General features: G+C 72.2%; 20 protein-coding genes. 16 read left to right on the top strand and 4 right to left on the bottom strand.

Annotated features, from left to right (window positions below; genetic code table 11):
* The first annotated feature begins 125 nt into the window (after positions 1–125).
* The 7 genes from ACL06G_RS17350 to ACL06G_RS17320 all read left to right on the top strand — a co-directional run bounded on the left by ACL06G_RS17350 (position 126) and on the right by ACL06G_RS17320 (position 8,061).
* A complete protein-coding gene (locus ACL06G_RS17350; RefSeq protein ID WP_412836278.1) occupies positions 126–2,033 on the top strand; it encodes an alpha/beta fold hydrolase in 1,908 nt (635 codons plus the stop codon).
* A 2-nt stretch (positions 2,034–2,035) separates the two neighbouring features.
* Positions 2,036–2,644 carry a hypothetical protein gene (locus ACL06G_RS17345; RefSeq protein WP_412787925.1) on the top strand — a complete coding sequence of 203 codons (609 nt, stop codon included), beginning with the start codon at positions 2,036–2,038 and terminating at the stop codon, positions 2,642–2,644.
* A 146-nt stretch (positions 2,645–2,790) separates the two neighbouring features.
* On the top strand, positions 2,791–4,509 hold the full coding sequence (locus ACL06G_RS17340) for an ABC transporter ATP-binding protein (protein ID WP_412836277.1): 1,719 nt from the start codon (positions 2,791–2,793) through the stop codon (positions 4,507–4,509).
* Between the two features lie 96 nt (positions 4,510–4,605).
* On the top strand, positions 4,606–5,850 hold the full coding sequence (locus ACL06G_RS17335) for an NAD(P)/FAD-dependent oxidoreductase (protein ID WP_412836276.1): 1,245 nt from the start codon (positions 4,606–4,608) through the stop codon (positions 5,848–5,850).
* Positions 5,847–6,890, top strand: a complete 1,044-nt coding sequence (locus ACL06G_RS17330) for an ABC transporter ATP-binding protein (protein ID WP_412836275.1) — start codon at positions 5,847–5,849, stop codon at positions 6,888–6,890. The genes ACL06G_RS17335 and ACL06G_RS17330 overlap by 4 nt, the downstream gene beginning before the upstream one ends.
* On the top strand, positions 6,887–7,645 hold the full coding sequence (locus ACL06G_RS17325; RefSeq protein ID WP_412787929.1) for an ABC transporter permease: 759 nt from the start codon (positions 6,887–6,889) through the stop codon (positions 7,643–7,645). The genes ACL06G_RS17330 and ACL06G_RS17325 overlap by 4 nt, the downstream gene beginning before the upstream one ends.
* Positions 7,642–8,061 (top strand): thiol-disulfide oxidoreductase DCC family protein, encoded by a 420-nt coding sequence (locus tag ACL06G_RS17320; RefSeq protein WP_412787930.1) that lies wholly within the window; start codon positions 7,642–7,644, stop codon positions 8,059–8,061. Before ACL06G_RS17325 ends, ACL06G_RS17320 begins: the two co-directional genes overlap by 4 nt.
* A gap of 101 nt (positions 8,062–8,162) precedes the next feature.
* On the opposite strand, the gene ACL06G_RS17315 is transcribed toward ACL06G_RS17320, so the two are convergent.
* Entirely contained in the window at positions 8,163–8,489 is a 327-nt protein-coding gene (locus tag ACL06G_RS17315; protein ID WP_412787931.1) for a DUF4333 domain-containing protein, read from the bottom strand.
* A 283-nt stretch (positions 8,490–8,772) separates the two neighbouring features.
* Between ACL06G_RS17315 and ACL06G_RS17310 the strand changes: the two genes are divergently transcribed.
* Entirely contained in the window at positions 8,773–9,570 is a 798-nt protein-coding gene (locus ACL06G_RS17310) for a DUF4328 domain-containing protein (protein ID WP_412836274.1), read from the top strand.
* 33 nt (positions 9,571–9,603) lie between these two features.
* Here ACL06G_RS17310 and ACL06G_RS17305 read toward each other — a convergent pair whose 3' ends face one another.
* Positions 9,604–9,789 carry a hypothetical protein gene (locus ACL06G_RS17305; RefSeq protein WP_412787933.1) on the bottom strand — a complete coding sequence of 62 codons (186 nt, stop codon included), beginning with the start codon at positions 9,787–9,789 and terminating at the stop codon, positions 9,604–9,606.
* A gap of 299 nt (positions 9,790–10,088) precedes the next feature.
* Between ACL06G_RS17305 and ACL06G_RS17300 the strand changes: the two genes are divergently transcribed.
* The 5 genes from ACL06G_RS17300 (at position 10,089) to ACL06G_RS17280 (ending at position 15,140) form a co-directional block, all read left to right on the top strand.
* Positions 10,089–10,946, top strand: a complete 858-nt coding sequence (locus ACL06G_RS17300) for a helix-turn-helix domain-containing protein (RefSeq protein ID WP_412836273.1) — start codon at positions 10,089–10,091, stop codon at positions 10,944–10,946.
* Positions 10,943–11,167 (top strand): DUF397 domain-containing protein, encoded by a 225-nt coding sequence (locus tag ACL06G_RS17295; RefSeq protein ID WP_412836272.1) that lies wholly within the window; start codon positions 10,943–10,945, stop codon positions 11,165–11,167. Before ACL06G_RS17300 ends, ACL06G_RS17295 begins: the two co-directional genes overlap by 4 nt.
* 182 nt (positions 11,168–11,349) lie before the next feature.
* Complete coding sequence (locus tag ACL06G_RS17290; RefSeq protein ID WP_412787936.1) at positions 11,350–12,567, top strand: cysteine desulfurase-like protein; 1,218 nt, start codon at positions 11,350–11,352, stop codon at positions 12,565–12,567.
* Between the two features lie 235 nt (positions 12,568–12,802).
* Positions 12,803–13,195: a hypothetical protein gene (locus ACL06G_RS17285; protein ID WP_412787937.1), complete on the top strand. Its 393-nt coding sequence runs from the start codon at positions 12,803–12,805 to the stop codon at positions 13,193–13,195.
* Positions 13,196–13,223: 28 nt separating this feature from the next.
* Positions 13,224–15,140 (top strand): hypothetical protein, encoded by a 1,917-nt coding sequence (locus ACL06G_RS17280; RefSeq protein WP_412836271.1) that lies wholly within the window; start codon positions 13,224–13,226, stop codon positions 15,138–15,140.
* Between the two features lie 280 nt (positions 15,141–15,420).
* Here ACL06G_RS17280 and ACL06G_RS17275 read toward each other — a convergent pair whose 3' ends face one another.
* Together ACL06G_RS17275 and ACL06G_RS17270 are read right to left on the bottom strand one after the other, a co-directional pair.
* A complete protein-coding gene (locus ACL06G_RS17275; RefSeq protein ID WP_412787940.1) occupies positions 15,421–16,110 on the bottom strand; it encodes an RNA polymerase sigma factor in 690 nt (229 codons plus the stop codon).
* 204 nt (positions 16,111–16,314) lie between these two features.
* Positions 16,315–19,056 carry an FG-GAP-like repeat-containing protein gene (locus ACL06G_RS17270; protein WP_412836270.1) on the bottom strand — a complete coding sequence of 914 codons (2,742 nt, stop codon included), beginning with the start codon at positions 19,054–19,056 and terminating at the stop codon, positions 16,315–16,317.
* A gap of 746 nt (positions 19,057–19,802) precedes the next feature.
* Here ACL06G_RS17270 and ACL06G_RS17265 point away from each other — a divergent pair.
* From ACL06G_RS17265 to ACL06G_RS17255, 3 genes are all read left to right on the top strand, one after another.
* Positions 19,803–20,468: an RNA polymerase sigma factor gene (locus tag ACL06G_RS17265; RefSeq protein ID WP_412836269.1), complete on the top strand. Its 666-nt coding sequence runs from the start codon at positions 19,803–19,805 to the stop codon at positions 20,466–20,468.
* Positions 20,468–21,613 carry a hypothetical protein gene (locus ACL06G_RS17260; RefSeq protein WP_412787945.1) on the top strand — a complete coding sequence of 382 codons (1,146 nt, stop codon included), beginning with the start codon at positions 20,468–20,470 and terminating at the stop codon, positions 21,611–21,613. The genes ACL06G_RS17265 and ACL06G_RS17260 overlap by 1 nt, the downstream gene beginning before the upstream one ends.
* A gap of 363 nt (positions 21,614–21,976) precedes the next feature.
* Entirely contained in the window at positions 21,977–23,557 is a 1,581-nt protein-coding gene (locus tag ACL06G_RS17255) for an acyl-CoA mutase large subunit family protein (RefSeq protein WP_412836268.1), read from the top strand.
* Positions 23,558–24,049: the final 492 nt, after the last annotated feature.

The following is a 24,049-nucleotide window of genomic DNA, read 5'->3' as shown; positions in this document are numbered from 1 at the left end:
GGGTCCTTGTGATCCGTTCCTCCGGCGTCGCCGGGCCGCAGCTCCGCAGCAGCGGCTCGGTCCGGCGACGACCGGCCCGCTCAAGGAACCACCGTGCAGGAAACGCACCTGACGAAAGAGCTCCCGTGAGGTTCCCACGCCAACTCGCTTCCGCAGTGTTCTCGCCCCTTCCCGTCTCCCGCAGTCGTGCGATCGCCGTCAGCGAGCGCCTGGCCGCCGCGACCACCCTGACCTCTTCGCTGGAGTACCTCACCCAGCACAAGGAGAGAGAGACCGGTGGCTTCAACGACTGGAACGTCGTCAAGGACGGGCAGGCCGGGGCCGCTCCACTGACCCGCCGCCTCCTCGACGCGGTGAGCGGCCGGAGGAGCACCACGGCCCTGCACGTGGCACGTGCAGCCGTCAGCGCCGGAATGCTGCTGCCCGGCAGCAGCCGCTGGCGCGGTGCGGGCAACCTCTTCCTGGGCGCGAGCACCGCCCTCCTCTACCCGCGGCACCGGTACGGCACCGACGGCTCGGACCAGGTCTCCACCCTCGTGCAGTCCGCGACGGCCGTGGCACGGCTCTCCGGCAACACCGCCGTCCAGGACGCCGCACTGTGGTACGTCGCGCTGCAGGGCAACCTCTCGTACGTGGTCTCGGGCTGGGTGAAGTTGCTCGGCGACTCCTGGCGGGACGCCTCGGCCCTGCCCGGAGTGATGCGCACCCGCACCTACGGCTGCGAACCGGCCTTCAGGATCGCCCGGAAGTACCCGGTCCCCGCCCGCTACCTCACCCATGGGGTGCTGGCACTGGAGTGCCTCTTCCCCGCGGCCTATCTGTTCGGCGGGCGACTGGCCCGGCCGGTCATCGCCAGTGCCGGGGCATTCCACCTCGCCAACGGATTCGCCATGGGCCTGGGGCGCTTCGTCACCTCGTTCGTCGCGATGCACCCCGCCGTCGCCTACACCTCGGCACCCGGCAGCCACCCGGCCGTCGCCGGACGCGACGACCGCATGCTGAAGGTGGTGGGCGGTGCGCTGGCCGCTGCGGCAGCGAGCGCCGGCGCGACGGCGGTGCAGCGCAGGCTGCGGGTGCGGGAGGGCTGGCCCACCTCGGCCCATGTCACCACGCGCGCCGGCAACCGGCTGCAGTACGAGATCATGGCGCACGGCCGCGCCGACAAACCCTTCGTCGTCTTCTGCGCGGGGCTGGGCACCACCTCCGAGCAGTGGAGCTGGATCACGGAGTCGCTCGCCCGCGGGACGGAGTACGGCGTGCTCACCTACGCGCGCGCCGGATACGCCGGGAGCGAATACCGGAGCACCGCCCCCTACCGACTGACCGAGTCCGTCGACGACCTCGTCGACCTGGTCGAGAACGTCGTCCCCGAGGGCCGCACGGTCCTGCTGGTCGGGCACTCGCTCGGCGGCGAACTGTGCCGTCGCGCCGCCGTCCGGCTGGGCGACCGTACGCACGGCGTGGCCTATCTCGACTCCGCGCACCCCATGGAGCTCAACCGCTCCGACCAGCAGAGCAAGTCCGCGAAGCTGCTTCCCGACTCGCTGAACATCATGGACTGGTCGCTGCGCCTCGGCCTCGGCGCGCTGATCGCCCGCCCCGACTGGCTGGGCCAGTTGCCGCAGAACTACCAGGAACGCGCCTTCGCGCAGTTCGCCGACGCCCGCGCATGGAAGGCGGCGCGTCGTGAATGGGCTGCCGTCGAGGAGGACTTCCGGGGCCACGACGGCGAACTCGAAGCCATCGACGCGCACGCCCTGGTCGTCTCCGCACAGCAGACCACGGACCGCGACCCCGAACAGCTCCTGATGCACAACGAACTGGGCACGGCACATCAGGGAGAGGGAAACCGGGTGGAGTCGGTCGTCGTCGAAGGCGCCGATCACGGGGAGTTGTTGATGTCCTCGGAGCACGGGCTCCGTGTCGCCTCGCGCATCGCGGAGTTCCTCGACGCCACCACCGAGGGGGACGGTGACGGGCCGCCGCAGGAGCGCAACGGGGTGAAGGGAACAGCGCAGGGGAGGAAACGGTGACCGTGACAGGCGAGAGGAACAGCGTGGCCGGGAAGCTGCTGACCGGCCCGGGCAGTACCACCCGTATCGCGGGTGCCGTGCTGCTGGCCGCCACCATCGCAGCTCAGCACCCGAACCGGGCGTTCAACCGCATGCAGCGGAAGGACACCTTCTCGCTGCTGCCCAACTGGCGTTTCTTCGCACCGACTCCGGCGATGCACGACTACCACCTGCTGTACCGGACGCTGGGCCACGACGGCGAGACCTCCCGCTGGAGAGCCGTCGAGATCATCACCGGGCGGAAGCTCCACCAGATCCTGTGGTTCCCCACCCGCCGCCCCGAGAAGGCCTGCTTCGACGTGTGCGGCGAGATCCTGCAGTTCATCGACCGGGGCTTCCCCGTCGCCACCCGCACCCCCGCCTACCGCGTGCTGGTCGCCTATCTCCGGCGGCGCATACGCGAGGACGGGGCCGACGACGCGCGAGGGTTCCAGTTCACTCTGGTCCGGGCGGCCGGGTACGACACGTCCGAGAAACCGGAGACCCTCTTCGTCTCTCCCCTGACGCCGATGGATCCGACGCAGACCATCGACGAGACAGCCGCACCCCCCACACACAAGGAGCCTGCCTGATGGACCGCACGGTCATGGTCATCATGCTCATCGCCATCTTCACGATCATCGCGATCGCCTGGAACTCCAAGGGCAAGTAGGCCCATCGCCGCGTACCGGCGTCGGCGCCCGCAGCAGAACCGAGGAAATACCGGAGGGAGGAACCGTTGAACGTCCGGGAGATCGCCGCCAGGCACCGGATGCTGCTCGGCGGCGGCATCGCACTCGGTCTGCTGGGGTCGGCCGCATCGCTCGCCCAACCCTGGCTCATCGGACGCCTGATCGAGTCCGTCGCGGGGGACGAGCCGCTCGCCTGGCCGATCGTTCTCATCGCGCTGATGTTCACCGCGGACGCGGTGTTCGCCGCCGGTCACGCGTATCTCATAGGCCGCGCCGGGGAGAACATCGTGTTCGACATGCGCCGGTTGCTCGTCGGACGCCTGCTGCGGGCGGACACCGCCGCGTTCGCGCGGCTCGACCGCGGGGACGTCTTCACCCGCACGGTCACCGACACCTCCGTGGCCCGCATCCCTCTGTCGCAGGCCCTCGCGCAGATCGTCACCTACGGCTTCACCGTCGTCGGCGGACTGGTGCTGATGGCCCTGATCGACTGGCGGCTGCTGCTGCTCACGGTCGGCTGTCTCGGCGGCGCCAGCGTGGTGTCGCTGCTGCTGGCCCGGCAGGTACGCCGCGCCAGTCTCGCCAACCGGGAGGACACCGGGGCGTTCGGTTCCGGTGTGCAGCGGGTGATGAGTGCGCTCAGCACCGTCAAGGCGTTCCGTGCGGAACAGCGCGAGAGCGAGCGCGTCGGCGAACTCGCCGACACCGCACGGCGCTCCGGCGCCCGGGTGCACGGATTCTCAGCGATGTTCACCCCCGCGATGAACGTCGGTACCCAGCTGTCGCTGGCCGCGGTGATCGGCTGGGGCATGACCCGTGTCGCCACCGGCTCCATGCCGATCGCGGACCTGACGGCGTTCGTGATGTACCTCTTCTATCTGGTGTCTCCGCTGGTGCTGCTGTTCCTCGCCATAGGCCAGTTCCAGCAGGGCCGCGCCGCCATCACCCGGGTGAGCGAACTGGCCGGCATCGAGCAGGAGGAGTCCGGCCCCTCCGCGGCCCCCGCGCCGGCTGCTGCCGGTTCCCCGGCCGTCCGCTTCGAACAGGTCTCCTTCGGCTACGGCGACGGCGAGGACGTGCTGCGGGACCTGTCCTTCACCGTGCCCGAGCGCGGACTGACCGCCATCGTCGGCCCGTCCGGAGCCGGCAAGACCACGGTGCTCCAGCTCATCGAGCGCTTCTACCGGCACACGTCCGGCAGCGTGCAGGTCGGTGGCGCGGACGTCACCGATCTGCCCCTGGAACAGCTGCGCGGGATGATCGGGTACGTCGAGCAGCAGAGTGCGCTGATGCGCGGCACCGTCCGCGACAACCTCACGTACGCGGCCCCCGACGCCTCCGACGACGACATCGCCCGCGCGGTCGCCCTGGCCGGGTTCCGCGAGGTGCTGGCGGATCTTCCCGACGGTCTCGACACCGAACTCGGCGAAGCGGGAGTCGGCCTCTCGGGCGGCCAGGCCCAGCGGCTCGCCGTCGCGCGGGCCCTGCTCAACCGCCCCCGGGTCGTGCTGCTCGACGAGGCCAGTTCGCACCTGGACAGCAACGCGGAGGCGGCCCTGCGGGACGCCATCGCCGGTGTCGCCGCCGACTGCGCGGTCATCACCGTCGCCCACCGCATCTCCACCATCGCCGAAGCCGAACGGATCCTCGTCCTGGAGGACGGCCGGGTCCGGGCCGACGGCACCCACACCGACCTCATGGCGACCGACGACCTGTACCGGCAGCTCGTCTCGCAGCAACTCGACGCGGTCGGCACCCCCGGCTGAGCGCGGCCCGCGCGCCGAGTCCGCGCAGGCTCCATGACGGGCGGCGCCCGGGCGTCGACCGCTTCTCCCGAACAGACCCAGAAAGGCGGGCAGCACATGCAGCACACCACTTCCCACTGGGATGTCGTCGTGGTCGGGGGAGGCCCGGCCGGGGCCTGCACCGCGGGCCTGCTGGCCCGGAAGGGCCGAAGAGTGCTGGTGCTGGAGAAGGAGCGGTTCCCCCGGTACCACGTCGGCGAGTCCATGATCACCGGCATGATCAGCGTCACCGACGAGCTGGGTATGACCGACCGGCTGGAGGCCGAGGGATTCGAGCACAAACCCGGTCTCAGCCTTGTCTGGGGCAAGGAGCACGGCCTGTGGGACCTGAAGTTCAAGGAAGCCGGTCCCTACGCGTACTCGTACCACGTCGATCGCGACCGGTTCGACGAGATGCTGCTGGACCGTGCCGCCGAACTCGGTGCCACGGTGCGGCAGGAAGCTTCCGTTCGTGAGCCGCTCATGGAGGGCGACCGGGTGTGCGGCGTCCGCTACCAGCACGGCGGCGAGATGCACGACGCACGCGCCTCCCTGGTTGTCGACGCCTCGGGACAGGCCCGCGTCGTCGCCCGCCGCTTCTCCGACGTGGAATGGCACCAGGACCTCAAGAACCTCGCGGTGTGGAGCTACTTCACCGGCTGCGGCAGCCTCCCCGAGGACCAGCACGGCAACATCCTGGTGGAGCGGAACAAGGACTGCAGCGGCTGGTTCTGGGGCATCCCGCTCGGTGAGGACCGGATGAGCGTGGGATTCGTGGCCCCCACCGAGGACGTCAAGATCGAACGCGGCGACCTGCAGGGCTTCTTCCACAACAAGCTCCAGGAGACGGAGATCATGCGCGACCTCCTCGACGGGAGCGAGTGCGTGAGCGAGTACCGCACGGCCCGCGACTGGTCGTACATGGCGCACGACTACTACGGGCCGGGCTGGGTCTCCGTCGGGGACGCGTCCTGCTTCGTCGACCCGCTGCTCTCCAGCGGCGTCTGCCTCGGCATGCTCTGCTCCGTTCCGCTGGCCGACGGGATCGACCGCATCCTCGACGCGCCCGAGAAGGAGGCCCGCATCCTCGAGCGCTATGCCGAGGGCTGCCGCACCTTCCACCAGGGCATCACCGACTACGTGTTGTTCTTCTACGAGCAGGAGCGCGACAAGGAGGACTACTTCGAGCGCGCCCACTCCATAGCGAACAACCCGCTCTTCAACTCCCCGCGGGCCGGTTTCGTCGGGCTGGTGTCCGGTATAGCGGGGATGGAAACGGTCTTCCACATGTACGACGACGAGGAGGCGGCCGCCGCACCATGAGCACCACGACGACCAGGCCGACGGCAGGGACGGCGCAGGACGCGCCGCCGGTGCCGGCCGGCGACACCGTGATCGAAGTGTCGGACCTGTGGCGCCGCTACGGGCGGAAGGCAGAGGCGTTCGACGCCGTGAGGGGCGTGTCGTTCTCCGTGCGCCGGGGCGAGATCTTCGGTCTGCTCGGTACCAACGGCGCGGGCAAGACCTCCACCGTCGAACTGCTGGAGGGCCTGGCCGTTCCCAGCGGGGGCACGGTGCGCATCTTCGGCGAGCTCGACCCGTACCGCGACCGGGCCCGGGTGCGGCCGCACACCGGCGTCATGCTGCAGGAGGGCGGTCTGCCCAACGACCTGACCGCCGCCGAGACGCTGCGCATGTGGTCGGGCTTCACCACCGGAGCCCGACCGATCGAGGAGGCACTGGAGACCACCGGTCTCGGGCAGCGGGGCGAGGTGCTGGTCAAGAACCTCTCCGGCGGCGAGAAGCGCCGCCTGGACCTGGCGATGGCCACGCTGGGCTCCCCGCAGGTCCTCTTCCTCGACGAGCCGACCACCGGCATGGACCCCGAAGGGCGCCACGCCACCTGGGACATCATCTCCTCGCTGAAGGAGCGCGGCACCACGATCGTGCTGACCACGCACTACCTGGAGGAGGCCGAACGGCTCGCCGACCATCTGGCGATCATGAACAGCGGCCGGATCGCCGTCGCCGGCACGGTCGCCGAGATCGTCGCGTCCTCGCCCTCGACCCTCTCGTTCCGGCTGCCCGAAGGGCGCACCGCCGACGAGCTGCCGCACCTGCCGCACCTGGCACCGGACCACGGGGTGCGCACCGAGGACGGCAGGGTGCACCTGGCCACCCTCGACCTCCAACACACCGCCACCGACCTGTTGCTGTGGGCCCGCGACGGAGGCGTCGCCCTCGACGACCTGCGTGCCCGCTCGGCCTCGCTGGAGGAAGTGTTCCTCGAGGTCGCCCAGGACGACGACGAGGAGACGACCGAGGCCGCCGGAGCCGGCGCCGGTGACGGAGGCACCGCATGACCGACATCGCCCGCAGGTCGCTGGCCGCGCTGACCCGCGCGGAACTCACCCTGCTGCTGCGCAACAAGACCAACGTCTTCACCGTGCTGCTCGTGCCCGCGCTGCTGACCGTCGGCATGAAACCGGTCTTCGACACCTACGAACTGCCCCCGAGCGCCGTGGTGCCGATGATGGCCGCCACCGCACTGGGCTTCACGCTCGTCATGGGCATCTACAGCACCCTCACCTCCACGTACGTGGTGCGCCGCGAGGGCTACGTGCTCAAGCGCTTCCGCACGGGCCAGGCGCCCGACAGCGTGCTGCTCGGCGGCACCGCCGTGCCGGTGATCCTCACCTCGACGGCGCAGGCGCTGCTGCTGGTCCTCGGCATGGGCATCGTCACCGGCACGGTGCCGCACCAACCACTGCTGCTGCTCGCCGGGTTCGCACTCGGCGTCCCACTGGCCGTGGGACTCGCCGCGATCACCTCCGCCTGGACCCGCACCGCGGAGAGCGCCGGCGTGTCCGTCTTCCCCGGCATGATGCTCCTGTTCCTCACCTCCGGCATGCTCATCCCCTTCTCGACGATGCCGGACATGGTGGGTGACGTCGCCCAGTTCCTGCCCTTCACCCCGGTCGTGGAACTGGTCAAGCACGGCTGGAGCGGCGAGGTGGTGTGGACCCACGACCTGCTGCGCATCGCGTCCCTGATGCTGTGGAGCGCCCTGGTGCTTGCCCTCGCGCGCCGCGTCTTCCGATGGGAGCCCCGCACATGACCACCACCGACCGCCCGGGCGGAGCGCTGCTCGTCTACGACGGCGACTGCGGGTTCTGTGCCACGGCGGTCGGATTCGTGGAGCGGCGGATGCGTCCCCGCTGCACCTTCGTCCCGTGGCAGTTCACCGACCTCGACGCGCTCGGCGTGACGGAGCACCGGGTCCAGCACGAGATGCTGTGGGTGACGCCTGCGGGGACGGTCTTCGGAGGCGCCGAGGCGGCAGCGATGGCGCTGCTGCGCTCGCGGGGCGCCTGGCCGGTCGCGGGGGCCGTGCTGTCGCTGCCGGTGGTGCGGTGGATCGCCCGGGGCGTCTACCGCCTGGTCGCGACCAATCGTCACCGGTTGCCCGGTGGAACCCCGGCCTGCGCGGTGCGTCCACCGGCGGCGGGTGGCCCGGGGCGGAGTCCCGGGTAGCGCGCACCGGGCGCGGCGGGCCCGACGGGGCCGCCGCGCCGTCGGTCGGTGCCCCGCCGGCCGAGGCTCCCGTTGGTGGTCGTCGGCCGACGGAACGTGCCTCAGTTGGAGGAGACCTTGTCGTCGGCCTGGATGTCGAACTTGATGTTGGTGCCCTCGACCGAGGTCACCTCGACGTTCACCCCCAGCGTGCTGCCGTCCTGCGCGGTCAGCGTGCAGCGGGTGCTGGTGCCGACCTCGCCGACGAGGTCCTCGGGGCAGGAGACGTCCGGCTCGGGCTGACCGGTGGAGGCGGCGAGCTTCTGGGCGACGGTGTCGCCCAGTTGGTCCTTCGGCAGCTTCGGCGTGGTCGAGCAGCCGACGAGCAGCAGGCCCGCTGCCGCGGTGACGGCGAGCGGTGCGGCGGCGCGGAACGCGCGTATGTGCATGGAGAGATACCCCCCGTGTGGTGATCGTGACATGTACGACGCAACGGAGCCTACCGTGTGTGTCCGCAGGGTTTTCCAGGGGTGAGCGTCACCGCGTGCAAGGGAGAGCGCGGTGCGGGGAATTCGGCGTCCGTCTCGGCGCGGCTCGTCGGTTGTGTGCATGTGTGTGCATGTGTCCGTCCGCTTGACCGGTGTGTCCCGGCGCGGGTAGTCACCGGTCAGCGGCGGACCCTCCACTCGGCGGGCCCGCCGGGTCGTGTGCCGACGAAGGAGGAGACGGACCATGACGGACCAGCCGGGAGGCGGCGGCCTGCCGCCCCACGGGCAGCAGCCCCGGCCCTCCCAGCCCCCCGGGCAGTACCCCTCGGGGCAGCAGCCGTACGCCCCGCAGGCGTACGAGTATCCCCACCCGATGCAGGGCGGCGTCCCGATGCGGCCGCAGCCGGGGCAGTGGGGGCCGGCGCCTCCGGCGGCACCGGCCTCCCCTCCCGGGTCGGTCGCCGCCCTCGGGGCGTGGACGAGCGGACTGTTGGCGCTCGCGGCCGTGCTGCACGCCATGGGCGGCGTCGTGCTGCTGCTGGACGAGGGCGGGCCCGCGGAGGCGGTCGTACTGGGCGTGGCGTCGCTGGTGATGCTGGCGTGCGGCGTGCTCACCATCGTCTGGCTGTTCCGCGCCCGCTCCAATATCGAACACCTGGACCCGTACCGGTGGGCGGGGCGCAGACGGTTGGCGAAGGGGTGGGCGATCGGCGCCTGGTTCGTGCCCGTCGGCTTCTTCTGGCTGCCGCTCCAGGTGGTGCTGGATGTGTGGTGGGGCACGGAACAACCGCAGCACAAGCGCGGCCCGGTGCCGAAGCTGGTCGTCGCCTGGTGGGCGTGCTGGATCGTCTCGTGGTGCACGGGCCTGCGGGTGAGCACGACGGTCACGCAGGTGGGCGGTGTGAACGCCGAGTCCGTTTCGGCGAACTTCTTTCCCGGCGCGACGGCGTTGAGCGCGCCGTTCGCCGTCGCGGCCGCCGTGCTGTGGTGCCTGATCGTCCGCAGGGTGACGGCTCGGCAGACGGCCCGGCTGGGCCGCTGAGGCCCCCCTCCGGGTGGGGGAGGGCGGGGATGCCTACTGCTCGGTGGTCTCCCGCTTGCTCCACACCAGCGCGTTCGCGGTGGCCATCCCCGCGGCCAGCACGATGCTGTTGCCCCAGGTGTCACTGGTCGGTCCGTCCTCGCCGGCGAAGGCGACGAGCAGCGCGGGCGTCGCCAGGGTGAGCACAGTGAAGAACCAGAAGACCTTGCTGCGGGGCACGTGAACGTCCTGTCCTGTCGGGGCGGTGGAGCGCGCGGGCGCCTACCCCGGCGCGCCGGGATCAATCCTGCGGGATCCCGGGCCCGGACGTGGCCTCCGTCACAGAATCTTCGCCGTGCTTTCCTCGGCGGATGGCCGCCAAGGCGGCCCGGTGCCCCAACAGCGGGCCGCCGCAAGCGGCTTCCGGTACGCCGACTCGTACGCTGCGTCGGCGTACGGGCGCGCACGGTGGCGTGTCGGGGTGGACGAAGGGGAGGATGTCGGGCATCGCGCAGTGGAATTCGTGAAAGGTGACCGGCATGGCGGGTGGTGGGGGCGGCGACGGCACGACGGCGGCCCGGGCGTGCGGCGAACCGGACGGTTCGGACAGCCTCAAGGCGTTCGGCGAGGTGGTGAAGGCGTTCCGGAAGCGGGCGCGGCTCACCCAGGAGGAGTTCGCCCCGCGCGTGCGCTACTCGGGCCCCACCGTCGCCTCGATCGAGCAGGGCAGGCGTTTCCCGCCCGCGGATTTCGTGGAGCGCGCGGAGGAGGTGCTCGACGCCTTCGGCGCGTTGCGGGGCGCGGCGCGCCACCTGTCGCGGCAGCCCGGCCTGGCGAGCTGGTTCCGTCAATGGGCCCGCCTGGAGGCGGAGGCGCTCACCCTGCACACCTACGAGTGCCGGCTGATCCCCGGGCTGCTCCAGACGGAGGCGTACGCCCGGACGCTGTTCGCGCACCAACTGCCGCCGCTGGGCGATGAGCAGGTCGAGACGCAGCTGGCGGCGCGGCTCGACCGCACCCGGCTGCTGGCCGAACGGCCCAACACCGCCTACAGCTTCATCGTCGAGGAGCACCTGTTCCTGCGGCGCACCGGTGGCGCCGCCGTGGCCCGGGAACTCGTGGAGCACGTGCTCGACGTGGCGCGGCTGCGGAACGTCGAGCTCCAGGTGATGCCGCTGGTGCGGGAGGACCACGCCGGTCTGCACGGGCCGATGCGGTTGCTGGAGACACCGGACCATCGCTGGCTGGGCTACTGCGAAGGGCAGGAGACCGGCCGTTTCCTCTCCGACCGAAAAGTGGTCAGCACACTCCAGATGCGCTATGCCAGGATGCGGTCGCAGGCTCTCTCCCTCGAGGAGTCCGTGAGCCTGCTGGAGCGGATGCGAGGAGCGGCATGAGCGGCAACCCCGAACGGGCCTGGTTCAAGAGCAGCTACAGCAGTGGATCGGGCGATGACTGCGTCGAGGTCGCGGACGGGGCCTGCGCGGTGCACGTGCGGGACTCCAAGGTGCCGGGCGGGCCGCAGTTGGCTCTCCGGCCGTCGGCCTGGGCCTGTTTCGTGGACTTCGCGGCCGGCGGCACCCGGCGCCACGCCCCCGGGACCGCGCGGACGGAGTGACCGCGCCCACCCGCGGCCCCGCCCGCGCCGCACGACCGGCGCCGGAGTCTCGTGGAATCCGGACGGGTGTGTGATCCTTCGGCACGTCACCGGCCGTGCGTCAGGGACGCGGCCGGCCCGCACTGTTGCGGCACCCCTCCGCCGACGGGCGGAGGGACGAGCCGTTCACCCGAAGGAGTCCGATGAGCTTCGATGTGACCGCGATCCGCAGTGACTTCCCCTCGCTCGCGCAGGGCGTGGCCTACTTCGACGGGCCGGGAGGCACCCAGACGCCGCAGCAGGTCGCCCGCGCGGTGGCCGACACCATGTGCTCGGGCATCTCCAACCGGGGCACGGTCACCCTCGCGGAACAGCGCGTCGAACGGGTGGTGCGCGAGGGCAGGCAGGCCGTGGCGGACCTGCTCGGATGCGATCCGGGAGGCGTCGTGTTCGCCCGGTCCGCGACCGCGGCGACGTACGACCTGGCGCGGGTCCTCTCGCGGCAGTGGGAGCCGGGCGACGAGGTCGTGGTGTCCCGCCTCGACCACGACTCCAACATCCGCCCCTGGGTGCAGGCCGCCGAAGCCGCCCGCGCCGGGATCCGCTGGATCGACTTCGACCCCGGAACCGGCGAGTTGACCGTCGACCACGTCAGGGAGCAACTGTCCGACCGCACCAGGGTCGTCGCCGTCACCGGTGCCTCCAACGTACTCGGCACCCGCCCCGACCTGCCCGCCGTCGCCGAGGCCGTGCACGACGCCGGGGCACTGCTCCACGTCGACGGTGTGCACCTCACCCCGCACGTCCCGGTCGACGTCCCGGCAACGGGTGCCGACTTCTACGTCTGCTCGCCCTACAAGTTCCTCGGCCCCCACCACGGGGTGCTCGTGGCGTCGCCGGAACGCCTCGCCTCCCTGTGGCCCGAGAAGCTGCTGCCGTCCACCGACGAGGTGCCCGAGCGGTTCGAACTCGGCACGCTTCCCTACGAACTGCTCGCCGGCACCACGGCGGCCGTGCAGTACCTGGCTTCGATGGGGTCCTCGCCCGCCGAACCCGATCGCCGGCGGCGGGTGCTGGAGTCGATGCGCGCGATCGAGGAGCACGAGGCGCGCCTGTTCGCCCATCTGACCGAGGGACTGGCCCGGATCGACGGCGTGCGGTTCCACGGTGGGCCGGAGCGCCGTACGCCGACGGTGTTCTTCTCCGTCGCGGGGGTGGGCGACCGGGAGGTGTATGAACGTCTCGCGCAGCGCGGCGTGAACGCGCCCGCATCGAACTTCTACGCGATCGAGGCCTGCCGCCGCATGGGACTCGGCGACGGCGGGGCGGTGCGGGCCGGGCTGGCGCCGTACTCGCACCGGGACGACGTCGACCGGCTGGTCGCGGGCGTCGAGGAGATCGCCAAGACCGGCCCGCAGTGAGGTGCAGGAGCTCCGGCGCGAGTCGGTGACGCGCCCGCACCGGTGGGGTGAACGGAGAAAACGCGGTGACGGCGTGATGGCTGACGGTGCGGCGGCGCTGTGTGGAACGGAGGGCCGCATCGGGGGGCCTCCAGGGGGTGGGGGCCCGCGGGCGCCACCCGGTCGGCTCGACAGTCACACGGAGGGGTTGGGGCACATGGGGAGAGACGCCGCGCGGCCACCGGAAGCAGCTCGGATGCGGCATCACGCCGAGGGGTTCACGGGCGGGCTCGTCACCCGCTCCCGCCTGCCGCTCGACTACTCCGTGGCGAGCCTGCGGGTCGTCGACAGCGTCGTCGAGGGGCTGCGGCAGGGCAATCCGGCACCCTCCCAGGTGTCCGACCTGCTGCTGGGGTTCGGTGCCTACCTCGGCGAGGTCCTCGTACGGCACGCGGGTGCGGTATGGGTCGATTTCGACGAGCGGGAACGCGACCTCTTCGGGCACTCCGTCGGCGTGCGCATGCCCGACGGGCGCGTGTGGAACCCCCTGGGCCGGGTCGCGAAGCGGTTCGCGCTCGGTCGGGACCAGTCCCTGCACACCTTCTACCTGACCCTGCACGGCCGCCGGGCCCACGCCTCGGCGGCGTAGCCGCTCCCCCGGGAGGACGGTCGTCACCGTGGGCAGCCAACTCCTCGTCGACGCCGCGGTCCTCGCCTCGGTCGCCGCCGTCGCCGTCCTGCTGCCGGGAGCACTCCGCGAGTCCCGCTCCGGCCCGGCACCGGACGGAACGGCCGGCGGGCGGACGTCCCTGCGGTGGCACCCCGGGGCGGCGCTCGCGGTCGTGACGCTGCTCCTGGTGCTGAACCAGGTGCTGGTCACCGTCCACGTGCTGCGGGTGCACCACGGCGACCCGTCGTTCGTCGCCCGGTACCTCGGTCCGGGATGGTTCGACCTCGCCGACGGCAGCGCCGTACTCCAGCGGCTCGCCGACCTCACTCCCGCCCCGGCCATACTGGCGCCCTCGGTGCTCCGCGTCCCGGCGCTGCTGGAACTGCCGTTCGTGCTGCTCGCCGTGCTCGTGGCGCTCCGCCGCCTCGACCCGGGCCTGTACCGGCGGGCCGCCCGGCTCCGGTTCCTCCTGCCTGCCGCCGCCTCGTACACCCTCGTGTTCTGCGTTGTCGAGTGGGAGCTGAGCAACCCGTACACCGCCGACGACCTCCTCCTGCGCACCCTCTCCGGACTGCTCGTGCCGCCGCTGCTCGCCGCGGCCGCGAAGCGGGACGATGCGCCGGCGGTGCGGCCGCGGTCCGCCGCCGGGCTGCTGCTGGTCCTGATCCATCTCGGTGCCCTGGGGTATCTCGTGCTGAGCCTGTACGGGACCGTGCTGCTCTACAACTTCGGCCGTGCGGACGAAGCCGCGCCCGGTGCGGCCGTGGCGCTCCTGGTGCTCGTGGCGGCCGAGCGGGGCGGCGCCCGCACCTCCGGGACCGCGCCTCCCGGGGGTGCGGTGGCCTTCGTGGGGCACGGCCTGTGGTGGTTCCTGGCGCTGTTCTGGGTGCCGGCGCTCGCGATCCGCTACGGCGTCACCTTCGGCACACCGGTACTGGCCGCCGCGGCCGGACTGGCACTGGTGGCGGCCGCGGCGGTCCTCGCGGCGCGGGAGGTGCGGACCGAAGCACAGGAAGCGGGTTGCGGGGTGGGGCCGTTGCGTCGGGCCGTGCACCTCGTCGCCGCGGCGGCGGCCGGCGTGGTCGCGGCCGGTGCGGCGGCACTCCCGCTGGCCGGACTCACGTACGAGGCGGGACTGTTCGCGGGAGGTGTCGCCTTCCTTCTCACGGTCCTCGCCGTGTGCACGGTCGCCGACCGGGCTCGGCACGGCGGCGGGAGACGGCGGCGTCCGCTCGTCGCGGGGCCGGCACGTCAGCCGCTTGAGGGCTTGCCCTGCGGCCCGTTGCCCGTTCCGCCCGCCTGCCTGCTGCCCGCCTGTCCGTTGCCCTGCCGTTCGCTGCCCTGCGTTCCGTTGTCCGGTGCAGCGGTAGCGGCAGGGGCGTGGGGCGCAGCGGGGCCGCCCGGGGCGCCGTCCGTCCCGCCTGCCGCCGCGCCGGCCCCGTGTCCCCCGGCCGCCGCTCGGTCCGCCGGCGGAGTGCGTCCGTCCGCGGAGGAGTCCGGGAGCACCTCGGAGCAGAAGGTGTCGACCCGGTTGCGGCCGTGCGCTGCCGCCACCAGCGTGTGCGGAGCCAGGTACGGGTTGCGGGCGTGTGCCTGGCACTGCGCGAGCAGCGCCCGTTCGTGCAGCGGTGCCGCAGCGGGCGAGGGCCCTTCCGGCCCGGCCGGGCCCGGCACCGTGGACGCTGTTGCCGCGGGGGAGTGGAGGTCCTCCTCTCCCGGGACGGCCTCCGTTCCTCCGGCGAAGGGTGACGGTGTCGCGGTGCGGGCCGGCTCCGAGGACACGTCGGTGGCGGGCGGGATGCTCTCGGTGCCGCGCTCCACTCCCGGCAGGGCGCCGCAGGCGGCGGCGACCGTCGTGCCCGCGCCGAGCACGGTGGCCGCGAGCGCGGCCAGTACCGCGGATCGGCTGTGGCGCAGCCGCTGACCCCGCCCGGGGCGCGGGCCGCGGGCCGGTTCCGGGCCGAACCGCTGGGCGCACTCGTAGGCGAATTCCGCTTCCACCTCGTGGACGCTCTGCCGGAAAGGAGGGCAGGGTGCCGCGGTTGCGGCGGCGTTGAGGGTCGCGGCGAGGTTCCGCAGGGCGATCTCCGACGGTGCCGACCCGGCGCCGGAGCCGGGGGCGGACGTGCTCTCGTCGATGAGGCGGCGCAACGTGCGCGGGTCCACCCGTCCGCCGCGGGGGTCTTCGTCTTCCACGGGCTCGTTCACCGCCGCGGGGTGTCCGTGTCCGTGGGGCGTTCCAGCTGCTGCGCGAGCCGTTTCAGCCCGCGGGAGAGCGCCATGGCCACCGCGCCCGGCCGTTTGCCCAGCACGGCAGCGGCGCTCCTGGTGTCCAGGTCGAGGATCACGCGGAGCAGCACGGCTTCGGCCTGCGGCCCGGGCAGGGTGGCGATCAGTGCCAGCGCCTCTTCTCCGGAGAACCGTTCCGCTGCGACCTGGGCGGTGTCGTGGGCGCCCCAACCCGTGGGGTCGCGTGGTTCGGGGAGTTCGGTCAACGGCAGCGCGATCTCCGGCACTCTGCGCCTGCGGCGCCGCACCAGGTCGCGGGCACGGTTGCGGGTCACCGTGAGCGCGAAGCGTCGGAACGCCGGACCGTCGCCCTCGAACCGCAGTACGTCCCGGGCGATCTGCAGCCACACCTCCGCGACCACGTCCTCCGCGTCCTGGCCGACGATCACGGAGGCGTACCGCAGGAGTTCGGGAGTCAGCGAGCGGTACAGCACGCGGAACGCGTCGTCCCGGCCCTGCCGTGCCGCCCGCACGGCGGCGGTGAACTCCTCGGACGCCGGCTCCGCGACCGGGCGTGTGCCGAACGGGTCGCCGGACGGTGCCCCGCGCCGTGCGGAGGAGGGAGTCTCGCAGACCGCTTCTTTCACTGGGTGCCCTTCGCGCATGCGGGAAAGGTGGAGGTGTGCACTGACCGCCCGTTGGACCGGCCGGTGCGCGCGAAGGTTGTAGCGGGAACGCATCGCGCGGCGGTGAGGCGTGTCACAGTCCTCCGGCCCGAGCGGGAAACGGCGCGGGGCCGGACGGAGAAGTCTCCGTCCGGCCCCGGCCGGTGAGGTGTGCGGGCCCTTCCTGTTCGGGCCCGCCGGGCGTCACGGTGTCAGCGCGAACCCGAGCCGGGCGCCGCCCGGCGTGTCGAAGGTGCCCATGCCCTTGAAGTCGGCCTGGTCCGGGTGGATGCCCGTGCTGCCTGCCGGGATGGTGTAGACGGCGCCGTCGTGGTCGTTCTCGCCGTCGCTGCCGATCGCCAGGTCCGTGCGTCCCCAGCCGGAGACGTCGGCGAGCTGCACGGCGGTGCCGAACCGGTCGCCGTCCTCGGTCACGCCCGGGACGCCGGGGGTGTCGGCGTGGAAGGTCTCCGAACCGGAGCCGGTCACGCCGCCGCTGGAGCCGTACAGCAGGTGCACCATGCCCGCGTCGGAGTGCGGGGTGCCGTCGCGCGAGAGGTCCTCGCGCGGGGCGCCCACCAGCACGTCCGCGAACCGGTCGTTGTTGGTGTCGCCGAGCGAGACGGACCAGCCGAACGCGTCGCCGCCCTCGGCGGCGCCGCCGACGCCGCTGCTGTCCTGGGTCATGACCTGCTTGCCGGTGCTCGTCAGGCCACTTGCGGAACCGGGGAGGACGGTGATCTGTCCGCCCGCGGCCGCGTCGGACTCGCCGCTGTACGGCTGTCCGATGACGAGGTCGGCGTAGCCGTCGTTGTCGGTGTCGCCCGCCGCCACCGAGCGCCCGCCCTTGGTGGCGAGCACGCCCTGCCGTTCGAGGCCCCCGGAGAAGCCGCGCAGCACCAGGACCCGGCCGGTCTTGGACGGGTCGCGGTAGTTGACCGCGATGTCGGTGTAGCCGTCGTTGTCGAAGTCCCCGCTGGTGACGTCGACGTGCTGGGCGTTGCCGGAGTAGGCGGAGGTGCCGAGGTAGCCGGACTGGACGAACTCCAGCGTGGCGCCGTCGTAGAGGTACCACTTGCCGGGTGCTCCCGGTGCGACGACGAGGATGTCGGCGTCACCGTCGCTGTCGACGTCGGTCACTTCGATGCCGGCGCCGAACCGGCCGCCCTGGTGGCGGTCGCCGGTCGGCGGTGCCAGCGTCGCGCCGGTGTTCAGGTCCGGGCCGTAGACGACCGCGGCGACGCCGTGGTTGTCGGGGCTGCTGCCCCACTCCTCGCCGGGGATGCCGACGACGAGATCGCCGTAGCCGTCCCCGTCGAGGTCGCCGAAGCCGGTGCCGCGGCCGAAGTCGTCGCCGTTCTCGTCGCCGCCGGTGACGCCCGGGCTGCCCTGGTGGAGCGTGATCGGCTCGTCGACCGGGCCGGCACTGCCGCCCGGCAGGAGCGAGACCATGCCCGCGTCGCCGTGGCCGCCCATGTCGGCGTGCGGCAGACCGGCGACCATGTCGACCAGGCCGTCCCCGTTGAAGTCCGGCGTCGGCGTGGCGGCGGAGGCCGCCGGGCTCGCGGCGAAGCTGCGGATCTCGGGGAGCTGCTGGTACAGGTGCTCGCCCGGGCACTGCGTGTTGAAGCCGTCGCGGTGGCCGGAGATCCGGTTCAGGGTGGCCATGTCACCCTCGTTCCAGACGCCCGTGTCCGCCTTCGCCTCCAGCGTGACCTGGCCGGAGGGGGAGTGGCCGTACTGGCCGAGCTTGTAGGCGGAGATGCGCCCCAGGGCCTCGTTGATGCGTGTGCTGGGGTAGCCGTCCGCCAGGTGGAAGCTGCCCAGCACCGAGATGCCGGTGGAGTAGCTGTTGAAGCCCAGGGTGTGGGCGCCGTACACCGGCATGTCGATGCCGCCGGCGCGGCCCTCGAAGATCGTGCCGCACTTGTCGACCACGAAGTTGTAGCCGATGTCGTTCCAGCCCAGTGTCTGGACGTGGTACGTCATCAGCGAGCGCACCATGGCCGGGGACTGGGTGCAGCTGTAGCCGTTCTCGGTGTCCGTGTGGTGGACGAACGCGGCCTCGATGTCGTCGACCCAGTGCGGCGGGTCCTCGACCGTCGACTCGTCGGCACCCCACTGGGCACGCGGCACGACCGGGGGCTGCGTCACGGTCGACTCCGGTGCCGGCGGGGTCGTCTCCGTCGGCGAGGGGGACGTCGTGGGCGAGGATGTCGCGGTCGGCTCGCCGGAGGTGCTCTCCGACGGGCTCGGCGAGCTGCTCGTGGTCGCCCCGGTCGACGGCGAGGCCGACACGGCTGGGCTGGGCGACGACTCGGTGCTGGGCGACGGCGAGGAGCTCGCCTCCATGACCTGCATGCCCGAACCGTCGGCGGTGGTGCTGTTCCGTGTCCAGGCGGCCGCGGAGAACGCGGTGTTCTCGAAGTCCGCGGCGTGCTGGGTGTTCTTCGCGCCGTTCCCGGCGTCCTCGACCTTGTTCGGCGGCAGGTCACCGGTGCGGTTGGCCTTCTTCGCCTCCGCCTTCGTGACGCCCGGGTCGATCATGTCGAGGCGCAGCCAGCGAGGCATGGAGCTCACCGTGCCGTCCTCGGCCACGACGCGGGCCTCGACGCCGTCCGACGGGCCCGTCCACAGCGGCGCGGTCGCGCCGCGGGCGGACTGCTCGTCCCCCTCCTCCGAGGCGACGTCGTGGAGGTTCAGTTCGGTCCAGGACCCCCACGCGCCGGTGACGGCGCTGCGGGTGCGGACTTCGGCGGTCCCTCCGAGCGGTGCCGCCGTGCTCGGCCAGGAGATGCCGAGCATGCTGAAAGGCTCGGTGCCCCGCCGGTCGACGCCCCGCTTCGCCCTGCCCTGCTGCTTCAGCTGCAGCGAATGGACCTGCACGGGCTCCGCGCCGTAGTGGGGGCGTTCCCCACCGGACGGGCCGGCGACGGCCACCGTCACCGCTCCCGCGCCTCCCACGACAAGCGCGCCCAGAGTGATCCAGGCTCTCTTTCTGGTGCTCAGTGTTCTGCGTGCTCTCGCACTCCGCGGACTCAAATCCCGCCCCTATGTCGGTTCTTCTGTTCAGGCATCTGCCTTCGGGTGTCCGTTCCGTACGGATCAGGCGTGATGTGCCGCCGCAATTCCCCGAATTCACGGCCCCGGTACCCCACGAAGCGCCCGGCGGGCCGACTTCATCACTCGACAGCACACCGTTCTTTCCGGGGCGGCCCCGGCAGGGAGGCGCGCACTCCCGCGTGCTTCGTCGGCGGACTTCGGTGCGACGGCGCTCATGCGGTCCTGAACGGGGCCCTGCTGCCGGCCGGTGGCTGCTCGGGGCCCGCCCGAACCACGGCTTCGGCATCCGGGCCCGCCCGAACGCGGCCCTGCCGGAGGAGAAACGATGACGGCCGAGGTCGCCACCCCCCACAGGAGAGACCTCGGCCGCCGTCGCGTACGGACGCACCTACCAGCAGTGGCCCGCATTCCACTCAGCGCCGGGCCCGCCGTTTGTGTTACGCCTGTAGCTCCGCCCACAACCGGCGGCCCCGGCATGGACGCGGACAAGGCCTGGGCCGTAGCGTGCAGCCCATCGCGTCGGCGCAGGTCGGCGCCGAGAGAGTGGTTGACCGGCACGACCACGGCGCCCGACCAGGGGCGTCGCGGCAGGTGCGTCGCAACGTCGCGGAGTGGGCGAGGACACAGGCGTGCAGGGGGATGACGCGGATCTGACGGCCGCGGTGCGCGCGGCCCAGGAGGGTGACGAGCACGCCTTCCGCACGGTCTACCGTGCCGTGCAGCCGCGCCTCCTCGGCTATGTGCGCACGCTCGTCCCGGACGCGGACGCGGAGGACATCGCCTCCGAGGCGTGGTTGCAGATCGCCCGCGACATCGCGGACTTCACCGGTGACGCGGACCGGTTCCGGGGATGGACCGCCCGTATCGCGCGGAACCGGGCGCTGGACCATCTCCGCATGCGCGGTCGCCGCCCGGTCGTCGGCGGTGACGAGAGCGAACTGGTGTCCCTGCCCGGCGCTTCGAACACGGCGGACGAGGCGATGGAATCACTCGGCACCGGCCGAACCCTGCGGATCATCTCCCGGCTTCCGTCCGATCAGGCGGAAGCCGTGGTGCTGCGTGTGGTGATGGGACTCGACGCGAAGAGCGCGGCACAGGTCCTCGGCAAGCGTCCGGGAGCCGTACGCACAGCCGCTCACCGCGGACTGCGCCGGATCGCCGAGCTGCTGGAGGCGCAGCGGGACGGCGAGCACGAGGACGAGGCGGCCGGGCCCCCGGGCCCGCGGAGACCGTCGCAGTGCGACGCGACGCAGGGTGTGACGCATGAGGCCGCGCGAACGCTGAGGGAAACGTGATGCCCGACGACCGGTACCAATGGCTGGACGAGGAGACCGCGGAGCGCCTGCTGCGCGGGCTGCCGGCCGACGGGCACGGAGAACCGCACGAGGCGTCCGCCCGAGCCCTGGTGGAGGCGCTCGGCACGCTCGCGGCCGAGGCCGTCCCCTCTGCGGAACATCCCCGCACCGAGGCACCACTGCCCGGTGAGGAGGCCGCGGTCGCGGCGTTCCGCGCCGCGCAGACGGGAGTGCTGCGCAGTGGCTCGGTGAGCTCCCGGGACGCGGCCGCGGGGCGCGCGGCCCGCAGGAGCCGGGTACGCGGCTTCCTGGCCGGGCTCGCCGGCCGCCCGGTGGGCGCCGGGGTCGCGGCAGCGATCGCGGCGTGCGCCCTCGGCGGCGTGGCCGTCGCCGCCGGCACCGGGGTGCTTCCGACTCCGTTCGGGGACGGTTCGTCGCCCGCGCCCGCCGTCAGCGCCACCTCCACGGACGACGCGGCGGAGTCCGAGGACGGGCGGGACAGGGGCAGTCGGTCGCCGGGGGCGACCCCGTCGCCCGGGAGTGCCGCCCCCTCGGCCGCGGAGGGCGGGGAGGGCGTCCGGATGCCGGAGGACGTTCTGCAGGACCTGGCGCCCGTCGACGGGCTGACGGGCACCCAGAAGAAGGTGCGGGCTCTGGTGCTCTGCGACGCCTATCAGGAGGGGCTGCTGGACGCGGACGACCGGCAGGCCCTGGAGAAGGCCGCCGGCGGAGACCGCCGCGTCCGGCCGTTCTGCGAACAGCTGGCCGGCGGAGCGGCGCACGACGGCGTGGTCGGGGACGCCACCGGCCGGGGCGATGCTCCCGGCCAGGGTGGAAAGGCCGCGGGCGACGAGCCGTCCGGCACGCCCACGACAACCGCTCCCACCGACGACGCCACCGACCCCGGTGACGGCACCGAGTCGGGCGACGGCGGCGAGTCGGGTGACGGCGGCGAGGCCGGGGACGGTTCGGGCACGGAGACCGGTGACCCCGACGGCGGCACCGACACCGACAGCGGCACGGACGGTGCGACGGACGATCCCACCGCGCCGGACGCCTCCCCGACACCGACCCCGAACGCATCGGCGCCGGATCCGTCGCCCTCGCCCGCGACCACCGGCGCGGCGGAATCCTCCGGCGCCTGAACGGCCGGTGTGACACTTTCGCGACCCCGGACGCAGTAGTGAGTGAGCCGACTGGTCATCGGCCGCGCTGCACCCCTGGGGTCCCCCCCGTACCTCCGGGTGCGCGCATCGGCGCGGGCGGAGCACGTTCCCCCGGCTCCGCCCGCGCCCTCTCCTCCTCACTGCTCCGCGGCTGCCGCGACGAGCCGGCCCGCCGTCCGTGCTCGCGGCGCCCCGTTCCCGCGGACGAGGTGCCTTCGGGCCTCCGCGGGGCGCATGCTGTGAGCAAGGTCCCAGCGTGTGGGTCTCCCACGGCCCGGAGACCGGTCGCTACAGTCCGTGTCTACTGCATCGACCCCAGGCGCGACGACGGAGGCTCAGTCCATGGCACGCCACTCAGAATCCGGCCGGCCCATCGAACCGGTCTACGGCCCGGAGGCGCTCCAGGACTGGGATGCCGCCGAGAAGCTCGGTGAGCCCGGCGCGTACCCCTACACCCGCGGCGTCTACCCCACGATGTACACCGGCCGTCCCTGGACCATGCGGCAGTACGCCGGTTTCGGCACCGCGACCGAATCCAACGGGCGCTACAAGCAGCTGATCGAGAACGGCACGATGGGCCTGTCGGTGGCCTTCGACCTGCCCACGCAGATGGGTCACGACTCCGACGCGCCCCTGGCCCACGGCGAGGTCGGCAAGGTCGGTGTCGCCATCGACTCGATCGACGACATGCGGGTGCTGTTCGACGGCATCCCGCTGGAGAAGGTCTCCACGTCGATGACCATCAACGCGCCTGCGGCGTTGCTGCTCCTGCTGTACCAACTCGTCGCCGAGGAGCAGGGGGCCGACCCGGCGAAGCTCACCGGCACGATCCAGAACGACGTGCTGAAGGAGTACATCGCGCGCGGCACCTACATCTTCCCGCCCAAGCCGAGCCTCCGGCTGATCGCGGACATCTTCAAGTACTGCAGGTCCGAGATGCCGAAGTGGAACACCATCTCCATCTCCGGCTACCACATGGCCGAGGCGGGGGCGACGCCCGCGCAGGAGATCGCCTTCACGCTGGCCGACGGCATCGACTACGTCCGCACCGCCGTCGCCGCCGGGATGGACGTCGACGACTTCGCGCCCCGGCTGTCGTTCTTCTTCGTGGCCCGCACCACCATCCTCGAGGAGGTCGCCAAGTTCCGTGCCGCCCGGCGGATCTGGGCACGGGTCATGAAGGAGGAGTTCGGTGCGAAGAACCCCAAGTCGCTGATGCTCCGGTTCCACACCCAGACCGCCGGTGTGCAGCTCACCGCCCAGCAGCCGGAGGTGAACCTCGCGCGCGTCACCGTGCAGGGGCTCGCGGCCGTCCTCGGCGGCACCCAGTCGCTGCACACCAACTCCTTCGACGAGGCCATCGCGCTTCCCACCGACAAGTCGGCCCGTCTGGCCCTGCGCACCCAGCAGGTCCTCGCGTACGAGACGGACGTCACCGCCACGGTCGACCCGTTCGCCGGTTCCTACGTCGTGGAGTCCATGACCGACGATGTCGAGGCGGCCGCCCTGGAGCTGATGGAGCAGGTCGAGTCGCGTGGTGGCGCGGTCGAGGCGATCGAGGCGGGCTACCAGAAGAACGAGATCGAGCGCAGCGCCTACGCCGTCGCGCAGGAGCAGGAGTCCGGTGACCGCGTCGTGGTGGGCGTGAACCGGTTCCAGAGCCCGGAGGAGGAGCCGTACGATCCGCTGCGCGTCGACCCGGCCATCGAGCGGCAGCAGGTCGAGCGGCTGGCGAAACTCCGTGCCGAGCGCGACCAGCAGGCGGTGGACGCCGCGCTGACGGCGCTGCGGAAGGCGGCGGAGGGCAGCGAGAACGTGCTGTACCCCATGAAGGAGGCGCTCCGGCTCCGTGCGACGGTCGGCGAGGTCTGCGACACGCTTCGCGGGACGTGGGGCGCCTACGTGCCCAGCGACGTGTTCTGACGTCCGGGCGCGCGGCTCCGCGCAGCGGGAGGGGCCCTGCGGTCACGGCCGGAACGGTCCCCTCCTGCACATCCGTTCCAGCCGTGACCGGTTCCTTGACGGCCCGGGCCAGAGCTCGCAGCGCATCTGGCCCGGGCCGCCGTCATGCCGGCGGGTCAGGCGGTGGCGGGACGGCACCCTCCGGGAGGGGCCGTCGGCTGACCCGCCGCGTCTTCGTGCCGGCCGCCGGACCGCAGCCGACGGCCTGCCGACCGGGGTGACGTGCGAGTGCCGTCGACCGGTCGGGGCGTTTTCCATCTGCAGGGAAGCGTCGCGGCCCGGCGATCACCGGTCAACTGCCGTGGCACTCTGTTAAATGAGCACCGGTGTGAAGGGCACATGACACGGTCGGGGAGGCGGAGCCCAGGCGTCCCCGAGCCAATACTGTTCAGGTGTGTGAGCGGCGACGCGCCACCCGGCGGGTACCATGCCGCCACCCTCACGCCTCACGTC

It is taken from the genome of Streptomyces callyspongiae, from assembly GCF_047200695.1.
Taxonomy (GTDB): Bacteria; Actinomycetota; Actinomycetes; order Streptomycetales; family Streptomycetaceae; genus Streptomyces.
This window is presented reverse-complemented; position numbering and strand designations above follow the sequence as displayed.

Coding starts and splice junctions, on each gene's coding strand:
- ACL06G_RS17320 (WP_412787930.1), top strand. CDS start 7,642: ATGACCACCACCGACCGCCCGGGCGGAGCGCTGCTCGTCTACGACGGC.
- ACL06G_RS17325 (WP_412787929.1), top strand. CDS start 6,887: ATGACCGACATCGCCCGCAGGTCGCTGGCCGCGCTGACCCGCGCGGAA.
- ACL06G_RS17315 (WP_412787931.1), bottom strand. CDS start 8,489: ATGCACATACGCGCGTTCCGCGCCGCCGCACCGCTCGCCGTCACCGCG.
- ACL06G_RS17255 (WP_412836268.1), top strand. CDS start 21,977: ATGGCACGCCACTCAGAATCCGGCCGGCCCATCGAACCGGTCTACGGC.
- ACL06G_RS17310 (WP_412836274.1), top strand. CDS start 8,773: ATGACGGACCAGCCGGGAGGCGGCGGCCTGCCGCCCCACGGGCAGCAG.
- ACL06G_RS17335 (WP_412836276.1), top strand. CDS start 4,606: ATGCAGCACACCACTTCCCACTGGGATGTCGTCGTGGTCGGGGGAGGC.
- ACL06G_RS17275 (WP_412787940.1), bottom strand. CDS start 16,110: ATGCGCGAAGGGCACCCAGTGAAAGAAGCGGTCTGCGAGACTCCCTCC.
- ACL06G_RS17295 (WP_412836272.1), top strand. CDS start 10,943: ATGAGCGGCAACCCCGAACGGGCCTGGTTCAAGAGCAGCTACAGCAGT.
- ACL06G_RS17290 (WP_412787936.1), top strand. CDS start 11,350: ATGAGCTTCGATGTGACCGCGATCCGCAGTGACTTCCCCTCGCTCGCG.
- ACL06G_RS17260 (WP_412787945.1), top strand. CDS start 20,468: ATGCCCGACGACCGGTACCAATGGCTGGACGAGGAGACCGCGGAGCGC.
- ACL06G_RS17330 (WP_412836275.1), top strand. CDS start 5,847: ATGAGCACCACGACGACCAGGCCGACGGCAGGGACGGCGCAGGACGCG.
- ACL06G_RS17300 (WP_412836273.1), top strand. CDS start 10,089: ATGGCGGGTGGTGGGGGCGGCGACGGCACGACGGCGGCCCGGGCGTGC.
- ACL06G_RS17285 (WP_412787937.1), top strand. CDS start 12,803: ATGCGGCATCACGCCGAGGGGTTCACGGGCGGGCTCGTCACCCGCTCC.